The sequence below is a fragment of the Segatella copri genome, assembly GCF_009495355.1.
Taxonomy (GTDB): Bacteria; Bacteroidota; Bacteroidia; order Bacteroidales; family Bacteroidaceae; genus Prevotella.
This window is the reverse complement of record NZ_VZAD01000012.1, coordinates 1-14,314: the sequence shown is the minus strand read 5'-3', so window position 1 is coordinate 14,314 and position 14,314 is coordinate 1. Positions and strand designations below refer to the sequence as shown.

Annotated in this window: 15 protein-coding genes and 4 pseudogenes; 14 read left to right on the top strand and 5 right to left on the bottom strand. The window is 32.2% G+C overall.

Annotated features, from left to right (window positions below; genetic code table 11):
* Positions 1-239: 239 nt before the first annotated feature.
* Positions 240-557 (top strand): hypothetical protein, encoded by a 318-nt coding sequence (locus F7D20_RS00885; protein ID WP_158462386.1) that lies wholly within the window; start codon positions 240-242, stop codon positions 555-557.
* Between the two features lie 626 nt (positions 558-1,183).
* Positions 1,184-1,633 (top strand): hypothetical protein, encoded by a 450-nt coding sequence (locus F7D20_RS00880; protein WP_228114060.1) that lies wholly within the window; start codon positions 1,184-1,186, stop codon positions 1,631-1,633.
* Positions 1,634-2,245: 612 nt separating this feature from the next.
* Here F7D20_RS00880 and F7D20_RS00875 read toward each other — a convergent pair.
* Entirely contained in the window at positions 2,246-2,890 is a 645-nt protein-coding gene (locus tag F7D20_RS00875) for a hypothetical protein (RefSeq protein WP_158462384.1), read from the bottom strand.
* Between the two features lie 420 nt (positions 2,891-3,310).
* Here F7D20_RS00875 and F7D20_RS00870 point away from each other — a divergent pair.
* Positions 3,311-3,718, top strand: a pseudogene (locus tag F7D20_RS00870) (hypothetical protein); the annotation flags it as partial.
* 73 nt (positions 3,719-3,791) lie between these two features.
* On the opposite strand, the gene F7D20_RS00865 reads toward F7D20_RS00870, so the two are convergent.
* Together F7D20_RS00865 and F7D20_RS00860 are read right to left on the bottom strand one after the other, a co-directional pair.
* Positions 3,792-4,412, bottom strand: a complete 621-nt coding sequence (locus F7D20_RS00865; RefSeq protein WP_158462383.1) for a radical SAM protein — start codon at positions 4,410-4,412, stop codon at positions 3,792-3,794.
* 1 nt (position 4,413) lies between these two features.
* Positions 4,414-5,271: an energy transducer TonB gene (locus F7D20_RS00860; protein WP_228114059.1), complete on the bottom strand. Its 858-nt coding sequence runs from the start codon at positions 5,269-5,271 to the stop codon at positions 4,414-4,416.
* Between the two features lie 906 nt (positions 5,272-6,177).
* On the opposite strand from F7D20_RS00860, the gene F7D20_RS00850 reads away from it, so the two are divergent.
* The 6 genes and pseudogenes from F7D20_RS00850 to F7D20_RS00830 all read left to right on the top strand — a co-directional run bounded on the left by F7D20_RS00850 (position 6,178) and on the right by F7D20_RS00830 (position 10,279).
* A complete protein-coding gene (locus F7D20_RS00850) occupies positions 6,178-7,206 on the top strand; it encodes a hypothetical protein (protein ID WP_158462382.1) in 1,029 nt (342 codons plus the stop codon).
* 161 nt (positions 7,207-7,367) lie between these two features.
* Positions 7,368-7,793: a hypothetical protein gene (locus tag F7D20_RS00845; protein ID WP_158462381.1), complete on the top strand. Its 426-nt coding sequence runs from the start codon at positions 7,368-7,370 to the stop codon at positions 7,791-7,793.
* A 222-nt stretch (positions 7,794-8,015) separates the two neighbouring features.
* Positions 8,016-8,141, top strand: a pseudogene (locus tag F7D20_RS12985) (recombinase family protein); the annotation flags it as partial.
* Between the two features lie 139 nt (positions 8,142-8,280).
* Complete coding sequence (locus tag F7D20_RS00840; RefSeq protein WP_158462380.1) at positions 8,281-8,562, top strand: ORF6N domain-containing protein; 282 nt, start codon at positions 8,281-8,283, stop codon at positions 8,560-8,562.
* A gap of 10 nt (positions 8,563-8,572) precedes the next feature.
* Entirely contained in the window at positions 8,573-9,121 is a 549-nt protein-coding gene (locus tag F7D20_RS00835) for a hypothetical protein (RefSeq protein WP_158462379.1), read from the top strand.
* A 240-nt stretch (positions 9,122-9,361) separates the two neighbouring features.
* Positions 9,362-10,279 (top strand): hypothetical protein, encoded by a 918-nt coding sequence (locus F7D20_RS00830; protein WP_158462378.1) that lies wholly within the window; start codon positions 9,362-9,364, stop codon positions 10,277-10,279.
* A 90-nt stretch (positions 10,280-10,369) separates the two neighbouring features.
* Here the strand turns inward: F7D20_RS00830 and F7D20_RS00825 are convergent, their stop codons facing one another.
* On the bottom strand, positions 10,370-10,528 hold the full coding sequence (locus F7D20_RS00825; protein WP_158462377.1) for a hypothetical protein: 159 nt from the start codon (positions 10,526-10,528) through the stop codon (positions 10,370-10,372).
* 344 nt (positions 10,529-10,872) lie between these two features.
* Between F7D20_RS00825 and F7D20_RS00820 the strand changes: the two genes are divergently transcribed.
* The 4 genes from F7D20_RS00820 to F7D20_RS00805 all read left to right on the top strand — a co-directional run bounded on the left by F7D20_RS00820 (position 10,873) and on the right by F7D20_RS00805 (position 13,353).
* Entirely contained in the window at positions 10,873-11,355 is a 483-nt protein-coding gene (locus tag F7D20_RS00820) for a hypothetical protein (RefSeq protein ID WP_158462376.1), read from the top strand.
* 48 nt (positions 11,356-11,403) lie between these two features.
* Positions 11,404-11,940, top strand: coding sequence for a hypothetical protein (locus F7D20_RS00815; RefSeq protein WP_158462375.1), 537 nt, complete (start codon positions 11,404-11,406; stop codon positions 11,938-11,940).
* Positions 11,941-12,111: 171 nt separating this feature from the next.
* Complete coding sequence (locus F7D20_RS00810) at positions 12,112-12,543, top strand: hypothetical protein (protein WP_158462374.1); 432 nt, start codon at positions 12,112-12,114, stop codon at positions 12,541-12,543.
* A 408-nt stretch (positions 12,544-12,951) separates the two neighbouring features.
* Positions 12,952-13,353, top strand: a complete 402-nt coding sequence (locus tag F7D20_RS00805; protein ID WP_158462373.1) for a hypothetical protein — start codon at positions 12,952-12,954, stop codon at positions 13,351-13,353.
* A gap of 141 nt (positions 13,354-13,494) precedes the next feature.
* Here the strand turns inward: F7D20_RS00805 and F7D20_RS12980 are convergent.
* A pseudogene (locus F7D20_RS12980) lies at positions 13,495-13,659 on the bottom strand (tyrosine-type recombinase/integrase); the annotation flags it as partial.
* A gap of 330 nt (positions 13,660-13,989) precedes the next feature.
* Here F7D20_RS12980 and F7D20_RS00795 point away from each other — a divergent pair.
* Positions 13,990-14,314, top strand: a pseudogene (locus F7D20_RS00795) (hypothetical protein); the annotation flags it as partial.

Here is a 14,314-nt window from a genome sequence, read left to right as displayed (position 1 = left end):
AAACGTGTATGACTTGAATATGCGTGTCGCCAAGTTATCTCTGCTTGGTGAGACATGGAAAAAATGTTAGACATATTATTGTGCGTTTTCTGATTATGCTGCAAATCAACGCAATAAATTCAATAGCCAATCGTTCTTTAGCTATAACATAAAAGAAATAATAGATGAAAGTATCATTAAAAAACAGGTCAAAAACCAATTGAGTGCCGTAAAAAAAGTAACAAATAAAGGTAATACATATGGGAAATTTAAAAAAAAGAACTCTTTTTTATACTAAAGATTGTTTATTTATAGGTGTATCAATTTTCGTTATAGATATTGTCACTTTTGTTATTTTAATTTTTTTGTCTATGAGTGATAGTGAATCACCCATACTTGCTGATTATGTACACATTTTTTTAAAAGAAGTTTTATCTTTACCATTATCATTGATTAACAATGATTACCCTTTCTTTTTAGATGACCACCAAGTTCCAAAATTAATACTGTTCACAATGCCTGCAAACATTCTAATACAATCAGTTTTTTTTCTGCTTTATAAAGGAATGCATAACTAAAATCTTAGTTACATTTTCGAATAAAAAGAATATTGAATAATAAGAAACAATTCACTACTGCCTACGAAAAATTTTCAACACTTCTAGAAGTATTGATTTATTGAGGTATGCGTTTTAAATATACAAGCTAACTCAGTTTAGTGGAGAAAGTGCTCATAAAGTTAGACGCAAAAATAATGGTACATAGGTATAGGCGTATAGAGCGTACTATACCTATTTTAGTATGATCGGCATGAGCTTATTCTAATGGGTGCAAGTCCCTAACAAGCCCTAATAGCGGGAATTGTATAGCCAATAGCAAGGGGTATTCCATTCGGGATGTTGCAAAGTTGAGTGGTAAAGGGGTAAGTACCATACAACGAGTGAAGCGATTAATAAAAGTACAATCACCGCAATAATACTATTGATTTTACGTTCTTTTCAAAGAAAGGGGTTGTGTGATAGTAGTTTAAAAGCTAAAAACATTACCTTTGCTTAGGTGAATTTACATATAGTTGGCCAAAAGCGTCAAGAGCTCCTCAAAGCATAAGAGCTACTGGAACCGCAGGGCGTTCAATAGTCTGGAGGGTAGAATAATGATAAAGTGTATTTTAATCTCGTTTCTATTATGTATTACCTTTTCCCAAATGGGGAAAGGTAATACAAATGAATCACAGATTCAAGACATTGAATCTTCTATAATAATAAGAACACAAGAAAAAAAGTATTTCGTGGTTCAATTGTTAAGAGGATTAACTGAAGAAGGATTTTATACAAGATTTTTAATTGTTAAAAAAAACAAGAAAACAATTGCACGTATAGCATTCCCATCTTCTGAAGATGTAAAGAACTTGAGTGTTAATATAAATAATAATAATAATGATTGTATTCTTGAATGCAATTATGGTGGAGGAGAGAATTTTTACAGTCGTTATTTTTATTTCAGATGCGCCAAAGATGGGCTGTATTTATATAAAATTGTAGGAACGCATTTCATACCTGATTCCGATAAAAAAATAATAAAAAAAAGATATATACACCCACAGATAAATATAAAAAGAATTAATTTTTTATATTATTTAGAAAATACTCCGTAAAACGACAATCGTGTTACAAGTTATTCTCCTAAAAATATGCGGGCATACACCATCAAAAAGAAAAAATAAGAGGAATAAAATATGAAACCACAAAAAATATATTCTATAATAATAGGATTGGTTGCATACATTATTATATCACATATATTCCATGTGTTTTTTAGAGGTAAAACTGATATAGCACTAAGCTTATTGTATATTTATAATGATATGTTATATATTGTAGGTTATATCTTTACATTTATGGTCTATGGTAGTAATAAGTTTAATAGAATCTTGTTTGGTACATTAAGCATCGCATTTCTGTTGTTTTTTGTATATAATTGGTGGGGCGTTTCATCTATGCCTTATGAGAGATTCTTATATATAGGCTTAGGATTGCTTGTTTATATATGTGAGTACATGTATTTAAAAGCTATACAAAACGATTTGTAAAATAATTTAAAATATGAATGATAATATAATCCTATATACTATTTCTTTAATATGCATAATATTGCTACTAATAGAATGGATTTTTATTAGTCACAAAAAATGTTAATTTTATCGAACTTTATTTTATTTTTACCTTTCTGCAAAGCTATTTGGATGTATTTTATGCCATTAGGACTATTATTCCTTAAGATATTCTTCCTTTAATTCTCTCTCTACGCTTAGAGATGGATGATTATATATCTGCAAACGACATACTTCATTTGGTGTTTTTTCATAAGATGGTGTATTTTCTATCCATATAAGGTGATTATCATCTATAGAATAGAGGTATTTTGTATCTGGTGTAGTTATATAATCGCTAATATTTTTAATATAAAGTCTATTTGCTTTTTCGTTATACATATAAGATAATATGACATATCCTATTTTTTGTGGTGGAATAAAATATAATAATCTAAAAGAAGTTTTCTTACGAATTTTATAAAAACCAGTACATATATCTCCAACGATGTCTCCAACTTTTAAACTGTCTAATATTACATTTGTTTTGCCAATAATATATGTTTTCTCCCATTGCCAAATTCTTTCATTATCCATATATTTATTTAAAGAGTGTGAAGCTACTTTCGGTAAAATAAAATAGTTTTTGCCTTTATATACTTGCATTCTAAAATGAATATTCTCAGAAGGAATATCTATCTTTAAGTTTGTCTTTGAATGCCTTTTAGAAAACGATTGAAAAAAAGGAATAGATATTATGCAAAGAGTGACAATCACTCTTTGCATAATATCTATTTTATTTTTTTGGAGAAATATTAACATAAGCAGATATGTTAGAATTATAAGTAGCACGTGTCTTATGGGGATCTAAATATTGCATATCAAAGACGTTAAATAAATAATATCCATTACCTTGTCCTCCCTATCCCCAATTACAATGCACTAAAGGAAGAAATTGTTTTACTATTTATACTTTTCTTAAATGCAAAGTTACTAAAAATAGTTATTTGTTGATCACAATAAGTCTATATTTAACACTATTTACACCATAAGCCATATGCTATTTTGTTACCTAGGTGCGAGAAATGCGCAAAACACGTTTAAAGGTAGTCATAGGATACTTTTCATAACCTTACTTCCATCATACCACCATACATTTTCTGAAGTTTCTGTCGCAAAGCCTATGTAGTATTTCTGTTTCTTCTCTACAAATCCATTAAAATACTTGGCAAAGTTGAAGTGATGAACAATTCACCTCAGAAGAAACTTGTCACCCATCGCTTCGAGCCTACATCAAAGTATGTTCTTCTTTTCATTGGCGGCTTGGCTCTATCTCTCGTTCTCTCCATTTGGGGCAACCTCACCCAATGGCGAGAGCACCAAGATTGGGAGGAGGCAGACTTGAAGTATAGAGCTTTGAAGATGGTTCTGTCTGCTGATAACCCAAACATCTTATATATAGAGAAGCACTTCTCTGTAAACAGAGACGAAAATGTCATAGACTATGTCAAAAATCGTGTTGCAGCTTACGAAGATTCTGTTCTCAAATACAATGAAATGGTACGGATAGCTGCATACAAAGACAGTGTAGCTAATGAACTTCGCAGAGAGTCTAATAGCATAAAACGTACTATTAAAAATTACCAATAATTTTTATCCAATACCCCAATGAGATGGAATTTACATTCAAATCCATTTCATTGGGACATATAATTAAAACTGTTTATTTGTTTCTAATAACATATTCAAATTCATCAAAATTCTCATATCCTAATTCTATTAAGACTTGGCGACTGTGTTTCCTGTCCTCTATAGTATTGAACTCAGGTATGAGTGGTAGACGGATAATGATTCTTTCTTTGTGCTTGGCATGTGCGCATAGCCAGACAAGATTATCAATTACATGCTGGTTGCTCTTGCCTGTATAGGCTTTGTAGATGTTAGGATTCATGTCTTTGATGTCGATGATAAAGGAGTCGATGAAAGGGACTACCTCTTCTAAGTAGTAGCGAGGTACGTTCAGACTTGTCTCCATCGTAAACTGCCATCCATCAGGACATTGTTCGCAAAACTCCTTTATGAACAAACTATGCAAGAGTGGTTCGCCTCCACCAAAGCATATGCCTCCTCCCGTAGCAAGGAAGTAGAGATTGTCCATCTCCACGTTCGCCATCAGCAGTTCTGTATCCACCTCCTGCCATACGCCGTCAGCATCAAGGCATTGGGGATTGAGACAGTACTTGCAATGAAGAGGACAACCATGAAATGCTACGAGCGTAGTAACCCCCTCACCGTCAATTGTAAGGCGATGACGGTCGATACTGATAAGTGGAGCTGTATTCATCTTATTCAGGTCTGAAATTTACAGGAACAACATATTTCATTTTCACAGCTTTGCCATTTTGTTTTGCAGGATTCCATTTTGGCATACTTTTCACAACCCTAATGGCTTCCTTGTCAAGTTCAGGGATAATGCTTCTAATTACCTTTACATCACTCAGACTTCCGTCCTCGTTTACAATAAAGACAACATTAACTCTGCCCATAGCAGCACCTTCCCTACAAATTTCTGGATAACGTAGATTATCCTTGATGTATTTCATCAATGCAGCCATACCACCTGGGAATGAAGGCATCTCCTCTACAACACCAAATATATTGCTGTTTTCTATGGAGTCTGTATCAACAGCTGATTGCATTAAAGCGGTATTGCCTTTTTTGGATTTCTTGGATGTGGTACCTTTCCTATCATTTGAAGTTCGCTCTTTTGTTATTTCCATTCGAGGATTGCTTGGAATCTCTCCTAATTTTCTATTTTCTTCTTCTGCATATTTAGCCTCATCACTAAACGAGATATCTCCTTCCAATTGTCTGTCTCCAGGTATAGGCTCTTCTTTTTTCACTATATTAAGTTCACCTTGAGTAGCATCCGAAGATATTCTTTGTACCTTTCCATCCGAACAAGCTGTCATAGCGACAAGTCCTGCTGCTATGCCTGCTACCTTAATGGCTTTTCCAGCCATTTGTTTGAGGTGCAGCTCATATTCCAAGTCTCTTACATCTTGCTCACATTTAGGGCAAGTTCCCATACATTCACCCTTATAATTACATTCTTCAGGTGAATAGTCTATCCCATTGGCATCTGCTATTTGTTTGCGTATTGCCTTGAGCGTATCACAAATATTGCGTCCTCGAGTTTTCATAAATTGATGTTTTTAGATGTTCAACATTCTCTTTACTCACAAAATGAGTATATTATTAGTCATAATCCCTAAAAAATACTCATTTATAATTCTAATTTCAAAAATACGAAAAACAATCCACATACAAGAATAATTTTTGTTGTATTATAAGAAATGGGATTGTTTTTAACTTTTTCGCTGCTTTTGATGCCGTATATAGAATTTATCTGTGTTTCAAATATGCTGTGTTGTTTTAAAGAACCTTGTACACAACAAAAAATTAATAATATTTAAAAACAAAGCAAAATATATTGTTTTTCAGATATTAGATTTATCTTTGCACTCGTAAACAAAGCGTTCTTTGTATATTGCAAAGTTGTGAAAGAAAAAGAATATAGCTCGTTCCTAAATCGTTAGCAGTTACATTCTTTTAAATACTTAATTCGTTGATATTCAATCAATAAAAGATTTTGTTGTGACTCCACGAATGGTAGGAACAGGTAAGTCCGTTCTCTTTTCCACAAGCACATCGAAAGCCTTTTGGATGGAAAGCAACAACTGCTCAATGTCCTTGTTGGTCTCCACGGCTTCCTTGCTCTTGTTCTCCTTTGGCTGCTTTAGTGCTTTATGTTAATCGAAGTACAATCATCGCAATAATACTATTAATTTTACGTTCTTTTCAAAGAAAGGGGTTGGGCAATAGTGGCTTAAAGGCTAAAAGCACTACCTTTGCATATAATAATAAGTAACAACACGTTTAAGGTCACAAATTGTGATCTCAAATGGAAGAGGCGGCAACCGCTATTCAACTTTTGCTTTTACATAGCAAGGTGTGGCTATGCTTAGTAGTGTTCTTCGTTCACAAACAGCTATTGAGGTTAATATTCGGAAACAACAAAGAACTTACTTGTAAAGATAGAATAGTATATGAAAATATTGAATACTCGCATATTAAAGAAAAGCGTGATAACACTTAGTTTTTTGTGCTATCTTATAACCTGTGGGTTCGTACCATATTATTATGATGAAGCAACTAATCTTTGTTATGGTGATGGCTTTTTCAACTTGTTCTTTGGCTGGTTTTGTTTCATATTTCCGGAAATATTTACGAAAATATATTCTTTAGCATGGTTTTCAAACATAACATACATTGTTGCTATAAGGCATCTAATAAAGGGAAATAGAAAACACTTCGTATTGTGGATTTGCATCACCATAATATTGAGTAGCCTTTTGATTATTTGTCCAAGAACAGAAACTGACACTTGGGGGAATATACACCATTTTACGTTGACGATAGGTTATTATTTGAGAATTATAAGTTTCTTTATTTTATTTGTTGGTGGAATATATGTCCTGTTTGTACAAAATAGGAAAGGGGATAAAAGGCTGACGAATGATGGACGGATGAAAAGTAAGCAGCAAATATTCTTTCTGACAAAATCAGATATAGTCAAGATGATGTCTATGGTTGAAATAAGAATTCCAATAGAATATACCCTGATGGGGGCATTTAAACAGGAGACGATAAGAAGAGAAAACACCATATCAAATTTTTCTAAACTTGGTCATACAGGCTATGCCAATTGGATTTCTTTGGATAATAGATACATGGTGCTCCCCTTAAATAATGAGGTGAAGTATAGAATTGTGAAACAAAGAAATGGCTCTTTTCATTACATCGTAGATCTTGCATCTAATCCTACAGGTGTTGAGTTAAGTACTGGAGGAATATACGACAATGCAGAAAATGTTTTAATCGCAGGTCGTGTTGCAGTCTTTACTGATAGCTCAATCGAAGCCATGCAAATCTATAAAGAAATATTGAGAGCTATGAATAAATGTTTTACCAGGAAAAATAACATCTTTGTATCTCAAGAGGTGTTATCTTTATTGGAAGATGGATGGCGATTAACATGTAATTATAATGCGCCTTGTGAAAATGATTTCAAATAATATATGTTGCAAATTTCAACTTTGCTATAAATAAACTTCGGAAGGAGAAATATGAATTCACTATGTTTATGTGTAAAAGAATAAAATTTTGGCTTTGCAAACTTCTCTATTCCCATAGAAAAAAGTCTTGTTGCATTTCCTTTTCATCAAAAGGTTTCAAGGTGATAACTCTCTATCGGATTTTTGAGGGATGCCAAGTAGAAGATAAACCAATTATTTTTCTTCCTGCTACAGCATCCGAGGAAGAATTGGCCAATGCGATATTTTTCTGTTTGGATAAAAGTAGTATGGTCATACGAACTTCAATAAATTCCACATCTGCTTATCTGAAGTTTATCAAAGAACGTTCGTTGAAAAGTTACTATCAACAATCCGTGGCTTGCATAGTAAAGTTGAATGTTCAAACAGGCATAATTCATTTAGAACTTTGGCAACAAGCTGATGATGGTAGAGGAATGACTCCTTGTCATGAACAGAGCCTTATGGCATTTGATGTAAAAGGCAATAGTCAACTTCTCGCCAAGTATGTCATGGAAATCTTAAGTGAAAGATTAGCTTTGAAAAAGGATAAAGTAGCTATGGAATAAACAATAAAAATTGTAGAATGAGAATAAACAAATGAAACAGATTAAATTAGCTTTTATACTTTTAACAATAATAACAGACACGTTTAACATCATAGATAATCAATTAGAGCCATAACCGTAATGCACCTGCTTGGAATTTAGCTCTTTTAGTTACCTTGTTTCTTGTTACTATTAATTCAAGTAATTATGAACATAGGTACACATTTTAGCGGACAACCGATGTATGGGCAGCTAATAGATTTGCTCAGCAAGAGATACTCCATTCGGGATGTGGCGAAGCTGAGTGGTAAGAGTGTGAGTACGGTGCAACGAGTTAAGCAATTACTAACAGTACAATCATCGCAATAATACTATTGATTTTACGTTCTTTTCAAAGAAAGGGGTTGTGCAATAGTAGTTTAAAGGCTTAAAGCACTACCTTTGTACGCAATATAACAACAATACGTTTAAGCTCACAATTTGTGATTTTAAAAATAAAGATAGAAATATGGCGGACATAACGGAAAAGACAGAAAACGGCGAACTGGTCACAAATCGTGACCAGTTGGTTGTAGTAGATAATATAGAGTCTCTAATAAAAGTAATTAGAGGACAGCAAGTTATGCTTGACAAAGACTTGGCAACGCTATATGGTATAGAGACAAGAACTTTGAACCAAGCAGTCAAACGTAACATTCAGAGGTTCCTTTCTGATTTTAGGTTTCAGTTAACAATGGAGGAATGTTCAAAATCACAGATTGAGGAATATCATTCCTTCAGAGAAATTTAAAATAACAGGTATGAAATATTTAATGCAAATATTACTTGGTTTAATACTTTTACAACTGCTGCAATCATGTGATTACAGTAAGAGTCGCGATGTGTTGTGGATGAAAAAAAATTTTGAAAATAATGCAGAGCTTTTTTTTGATGTTACTAATTTGTTTAATAACTCTATTCCAATAAATTTAAAAAAAGAAAATTATGTTACTTTTAATATTAATGATAAAAATAATAGTGTTGATATTATTATAATAAGCAAAAAAGTAATTAATGGAGAAAGAGTCACTCAAAAAGCTAACTCACAAAGGTTAGATAACAAGAATTTTAATCTATTATTGAAAAACTTAGGATGGAACTATTCAAAAGTTGATTCAATACGAAATATGTTACAGAGGATAAAATGCAATACCATTAGAACCGTTGATTATAAATATTTTGATATTGAAATTTATAATAGCTCTAATTTATCGTATTCATATTTACATCTCAAACATAGTATAGAGTACCATAATATTAAAACAATATCAAATAACTCCAAATATGGTAATTTGTTTTCCATTCTGTAACTAATAGCTTGTAGCCGAACAGTAAAAGAAAGCAATTGCAAGCGTGTAAAAAAACTGAACAAAATGCAATGAATCAAAGAGGAGGTGTACTACATTTGGACAATAAAAGAAATGAAATACGCCCTTCTGATTGGAGCAAATATAAAGTTAAACCAATAAAGTAAAAATTAAAAGTAAATGATGTGCAGAATTTACGAAGTTATGCTTTGTAAAAACTGCACATCATAATAACAATGAAATATGTGGTATAAAGAAAAATATAGAATAGTAACAGAGAATCCATATAATAAGGAAAAATTAAATGGATTAGGTTTGGTTATTTACAGCGAATGGAAAGATTCGTTTGTAAACATCATCCAGAAAAATGAAATAAAGCATTTATTCCTGAACAATTCATTAGGATGGAAATGTTCAGACTATACTTTTTTACGATATATAAAGCCGATAGAAACATTAGAAATAATAGATACTCATTCTGTTGGAATTAAAAATGTTGAGCAACAGCATGAGTTGGTAACATTGTGTTTGAATTTACCCAATGCTAATGATATTGATTATCATGCCTTTTACCATCTAAAAAATGTGTTTTGTTATGGTGATAAACGAAATGATTCTTTATTTTCTTGTAATAGTATAGAAAAACTATATATTGATGATTTTAAAATTGGGGATAAACATTGTATTGGGAATTTGAAAAACCTGAAAGATTTAACAATAGCTAATTCCAATATAACATCTCTATCTTTTGCGAAGGAACTATTGCAACTTAAAAGTTTAACTATACTAAATTGCAAAAAGGTACAGTCGTTTTCGGACATTTCTTTTCTTAGAAATTTAATAAGAATAGAGATTAGAGGCGTCAAAAACCTTCACGACATCAACTTTTTAGCAAACTCAAAAAATATTGAGGTTGTTATAATAGAAACAGATAAATTGGCTTCAATCAAGTCTTTGGCTGGTTTAAAAAGGATTAAAGCTCTTGCTTTATTTGGGAAAAATTTCTTAATAGAAGATATGGATTTGACACCGATATACAATTTAGAGCAGCTTTCAATGTTGGATATCCCGAACCGAAAATGTTACCCAGTAAAAATAAATTGTTATTGGAACTGGAATGATTATGGGAAAATCCGTAAAAATTGGTTGACTGAAAAATAAATTTACCAATTTTATTGAGATAAGGAGAGTGTAAAATAAACTGTGTCAAGCTATAAAAGTTATAGTTAGACGCGGTTTATTTATATTTTTCTATACTTTCCTTTTTAGAATATAGTTCTTCTTATCCTCTTTTTGGGGATCATTACCGAACGAATCTATCAGAACAATATGGTTGCCATCCTTCACCTTGTAGAAGGTATGCTCACCACTTGAAGGATGCACAAGCATCAGGATGTTGTAGTCAAGCACTTGGAAAGTTCCTCTTAACCTTTCCTGTTTGTTCTACTTTTCATTGTATGACTGTATCAACAAAAAGGTACCATCAGCATTTAACGTGAGTGTTGTCTCAACATCAGACGGTAATACACCGTAATATGTTCCAGTAATAGAATCCAAGCTGGCTCTATTTTATAAAGCATATCATTCGATTTTAATTGAAATATATGCATATTGCCAAGTTTTCTATGATTATTTAAATATAGCGTAATACGTATAAAACCATTGATAGATCAGTATTTTGAGATAATGCTGCAATTCTATGCAATAAAAATCAAATGTCAATCGTTCTTTAGATAAAACATAAAATAAGACGTATGAAAGTATCAACAAAACGAGGCAAATACTTTCGAGGAGGAAAGGTACATAAAACTTTCCTTCTCGGATTTTGTATATTTGCATTTGTTTTGTTTAGGGTATTTTGGTATAGAACTTTTTATATTATCAATGAAGTAGAGTTCACTGTTTGGAAAACATATAAGGGATGCTATATAACACCTTATAAATATTGGGGAGTATTACCGCCAAAAGATAATTATCTTAGAATTTCCAATATAGGCATAGCTGCTATTTTTATATGTAAAGATAAAACACTATGTGTTTTTATTGATCCACAGTCAGATGGTGCGACGGAAACTGTATGCAAATTAAAATCATGTCAATACTATTCCTATAGTACGGATGATAAAGAAGTACTAAAAAGAAGTAAAGATTGGGTAGAAGAATGGAAAAAATATCAGTCGATATATCCATATATAACTATTTATGCAAGAGTCATGAAAATTGAAATTAATGAATGAGGGGGACAATGTGACACCCCCTTTTCTATACTTGTAAAAATACGCTTTATGAAAATTGTTACTTTTTGTATCTATATAACTATTTGTTTTCTAATTATTGGTTGCAAAAAAAGTACTTCAACTATTAGAGACAACGCCTATGATTCTGTGGAAAAATATGAAACAGAATTAGAAAAATTATGCTTAGAATCGCATAATGGTTCTGTAACATATTCTATAAGAATAAAAACAGAAGACTTAACTAATGATTATGAGTACAAGTATTTAGGTTCATTAAAAATTAAGAAAAATAATTTTAAAGTAATACAACAAAAAATATTGTCAGGTCAGTATCAAGATTCACAAAGAGCGGCAGTTTCTATAAGATTGTTCTTAAAGGGAAAATTATATGGAGAATTTACCGGATTGAACAACTTTTACAAGATTAAAATTACATCAAATACTCTTTGTTTATATAATTATGAAACAAAAAGTAGGTCTATATTTGAACTAAAGGATTCTATACCAAATCTATTGTTTTTCCCTTATAATGATAAAGACAGTTTATCAAGTGGAGACATTTTTTATTTTAATAGGTGTCAATAATATGTTAAAGATAACTATTTTTATTATAACAAGTCTAACTTCTGGAGCTTTGGGAAAGGAAATCGCCCCCAAGGAAAAACTTTATCCAAAGTCATACATGAGGGGGCTTGGCAAAAATGTTCCATATGGAAATGTTAGTCAAACATTTAATCTATATATAAAGAACCCAAAATGAAAAGACTCACTATAATATTCTTCTTTTTTATAATTGGATATGCGCTATATTGGTGCATATCTGATTATAATTATAGATATAATAAAATAAATAGTATCGTAGGAATTTATAAATTAGATTTTAATCATACTGATTCTGAAATTTATAAGGATTCTATTGAAAAATATAATAATTTAAGATTAATATTTAATTCTGATATGACATTTTCCTTATCATTTTCCGTACCCTTTATGGCTGATACTGTAGGAACATGGAAGGTTGGAGGAATGAATGAATGGAATGAAATTGTCTATCATAATGGCATTATAGATCAATTGGGGGAATTTGACGATGGGGATACGATTATATATATAAATTCCCCAACTCCGCAAAAAACTTACAAGAAACCGACACTAATAGACAAGGTTTTCTTTGTGAGAATAAAGTAATTTTTTAAAACTCGTTCTCCGATTTTATCAAGCGTTTATGTAGATAATCCATGTGTCAACAAAAAACAAGGACATTTTAATGGTATTAAACAAGCGTTTCTGATACAGCGTTAAGCCAATCAGATTATTTCTATTTTGTGTTCAGTCGCATATATAGAGAGATGCGACTGAACACATAAGAGAATCACTTGAGCTAAAACCAATTGAATATGATAATGTATTAAACTTCGCATTATGAAAAAAAAATTTATTATAGCAACTCTTATAATTTGCGTTGTGTTTTGTATGTTGTTATCACACAAAGAATACCGAAATTACAAGATAACGAACATTACACTTTCTGAGATTGTTATCAAAGATTCTCTTTTGAATTTGAGAAAGGGAAATAGATATTTCCTATTAGAATTCATGGTAGACTATTGCAATAGTTCTTTAACTTTTATGGGAGGAGGTATAGAACCTGGTTTGAATGGTACAATTGAGTCAATTAAATCTATAAAAATAATAGATTCCAATGGCAATGATATATCCTCGTTGTTTCATAATCTTACAATTGAGGACAATGATTTATGGCTCGACGATTACTTAGTTTTTTCTAAAAATTATAATATTGATTCTTTGGTAAATAGCATAAATCATCGAGATAGAAATGAAATTGGACAAAGAATTACTATTCCACGCTTATTCGTGATTGATTCTACTTCTGTAATCCCAGACTCTATTATTCTAAATTTTGGAACACATTCTATCATTAGTAATGTCAAATATAAAAAAAGTAAGCCTTTTGTTTTAAGTACAAGTGATAGATAGAAATATAAAACTACGTCACAATATTCAAATAATGAGATTTATTTTTGTTAGAGTTGTTCCTACCAATGGTAAGAGGAATAAACATTGTTGATGCACGGACAAGCCCTTGAGCTATCGAATACGATGCGAATGCCGTTGGTCTTAATTTTGTCGAAACGAAGGATGCGCTTTCTTTTGGGTCACTCTCGCATACCGCTGCGTCATCTTCACATCCTTGTGACCGAGCATCTTGCAGATGGTCTACATCGGCACACCTGCCTCCAGCGTAATGAGGCTGGCGAACGAGTGTCGTCCCGAATGGTAGGAATAGGTAAATCCGTTCTCTTTTCCACAAGCACATCGAAAGCCTTTTGGATGGAAAGCAACAACTGCTCGATGTCCTTGTTGTTCTCCACGGCTTCCTTGCTCTTGTTCTCCTTTGGCTGCTTTAGTGCTTTATGTTAATCGAAGTACAATCATCGCAATAATACTATTGATTTTACGTTCTTTTCAAAGAAAGGGGTTGTGCAATAGTGGCTTAAAGGCTAAAAGCACTACCTTTGTACGCAATATAACAACAATACGTTTAAGGTCACAATTTGTGATATTGGAAAAATGAATATAAATATGACAGATAAAATAGAAAAAAAGGAGGCAACCTTTGCAATGCCGTACAATGGCGATGACAACAACGATTATGTCGATGGCAAGGGCTTCTGTTGCAATGACGGCAGCTTGGAGGCTGCTCAGACACGAACTTTAGCGAGAGCTGCAAAGAATAACTTCAAGGAGAACGACGACTACGAGAAGATGCAGTTCTACTACCACCCAGACCATTTGGGTAGCAGTAGTTACATCACCAATCTTGATGGCGAGGTGGTGCAACATATCGAGTATGTTCCTTTCGGTGAAGTGTTCGTTGAGGAGCGCAACAACATTTGGAATACACCTTATCTTTTCAATGCGAAGGAATTCGATGAGG

Excerpts from the sequence above, each read along its gene's own strand:
- F7D20_RS00885 (WP_158462386.1), top strand. The coding sequence starts at position 240 with ATGGGAAATTTAAAAAAAAGAACTCTTTTTTATACTAAAGATTGTTTA.
- F7D20_RS00880 (WP_228114060.1), top strand. The coding sequence starts at position 1,184 with ATGGGGAAAGGTAATACAAATGAATCACAGATTCAAGACATTGAATCT.
- F7D20_RS00875 (WP_158462384.1), bottom strand. The coding sequence starts at position 2,890 with ATGTTAATATTTCTCCAAAAAAATAAAATAGATATTATGCAAAGAGTG.
- F7D20_RS00865 (WP_158462383.1), bottom strand. The coding sequence starts at position 4,412 with ATGAATACAGCTCCACTTATCAGTATCGACCGTCATCGCCTTACAATT.
- F7D20_RS00860 (WP_228114059.1), bottom strand. The coding sequence starts at position 5,271 with ATGAAAACTCGAGGACGCAATATTTGTGATACGCTCAAGGCAATACGC.
- F7D20_RS00850 (WP_158462382.1), top strand. The coding sequence starts at position 6,178 with ATGAAAATATTGAATACTCGCATATTAAAGAAAAGCGTGATAACACTT.
- F7D20_RS00840 (WP_158462380.1), top strand. The coding sequence starts at position 8,281 with ATGGCGGACATAACGGAAAAGACAGAAAACGGCGAACTGGTCACAAAT.
- F7D20_RS00835 (WP_158462379.1), top strand. The coding sequence starts at position 8,573 with ATGAAATATTTAATGCAAATATTACTTGGTTTAATACTTTTACAACTG.
- F7D20_RS00830 (WP_158462378.1), top strand. The coding sequence starts at position 9,362 with ATGTGGTATAAAGAAAAATATAGAATAGTAACAGAGAATCCATATAAT.
- F7D20_RS00820 (WP_158462376.1), top strand. The coding sequence starts at position 10,873 with ATGAAAGTATCAACAAAACGAGGCAAATACTTTCGAGGAGGAAAGGTA.
- F7D20_RS00815 (WP_158462375.1), top strand. The coding sequence starts at position 11,404 with ATGAAAATTGTTACTTTTTGTATCTATATAACTATTTGTTTTCTAATT.
- F7D20_RS00810 (WP_158462374.1), top strand. The coding sequence starts at position 12,112 with ATGAAAAGACTCACTATAATATTCTTCTTTTTTATAATTGGATATGCG.
- F7D20_RS00805 (WP_158462373.1), top strand. The coding sequence starts at position 12,952 with ATGGTAGACTATTGCAATAGTTCTTTAACTTTTATGGGAGGAGGTATA.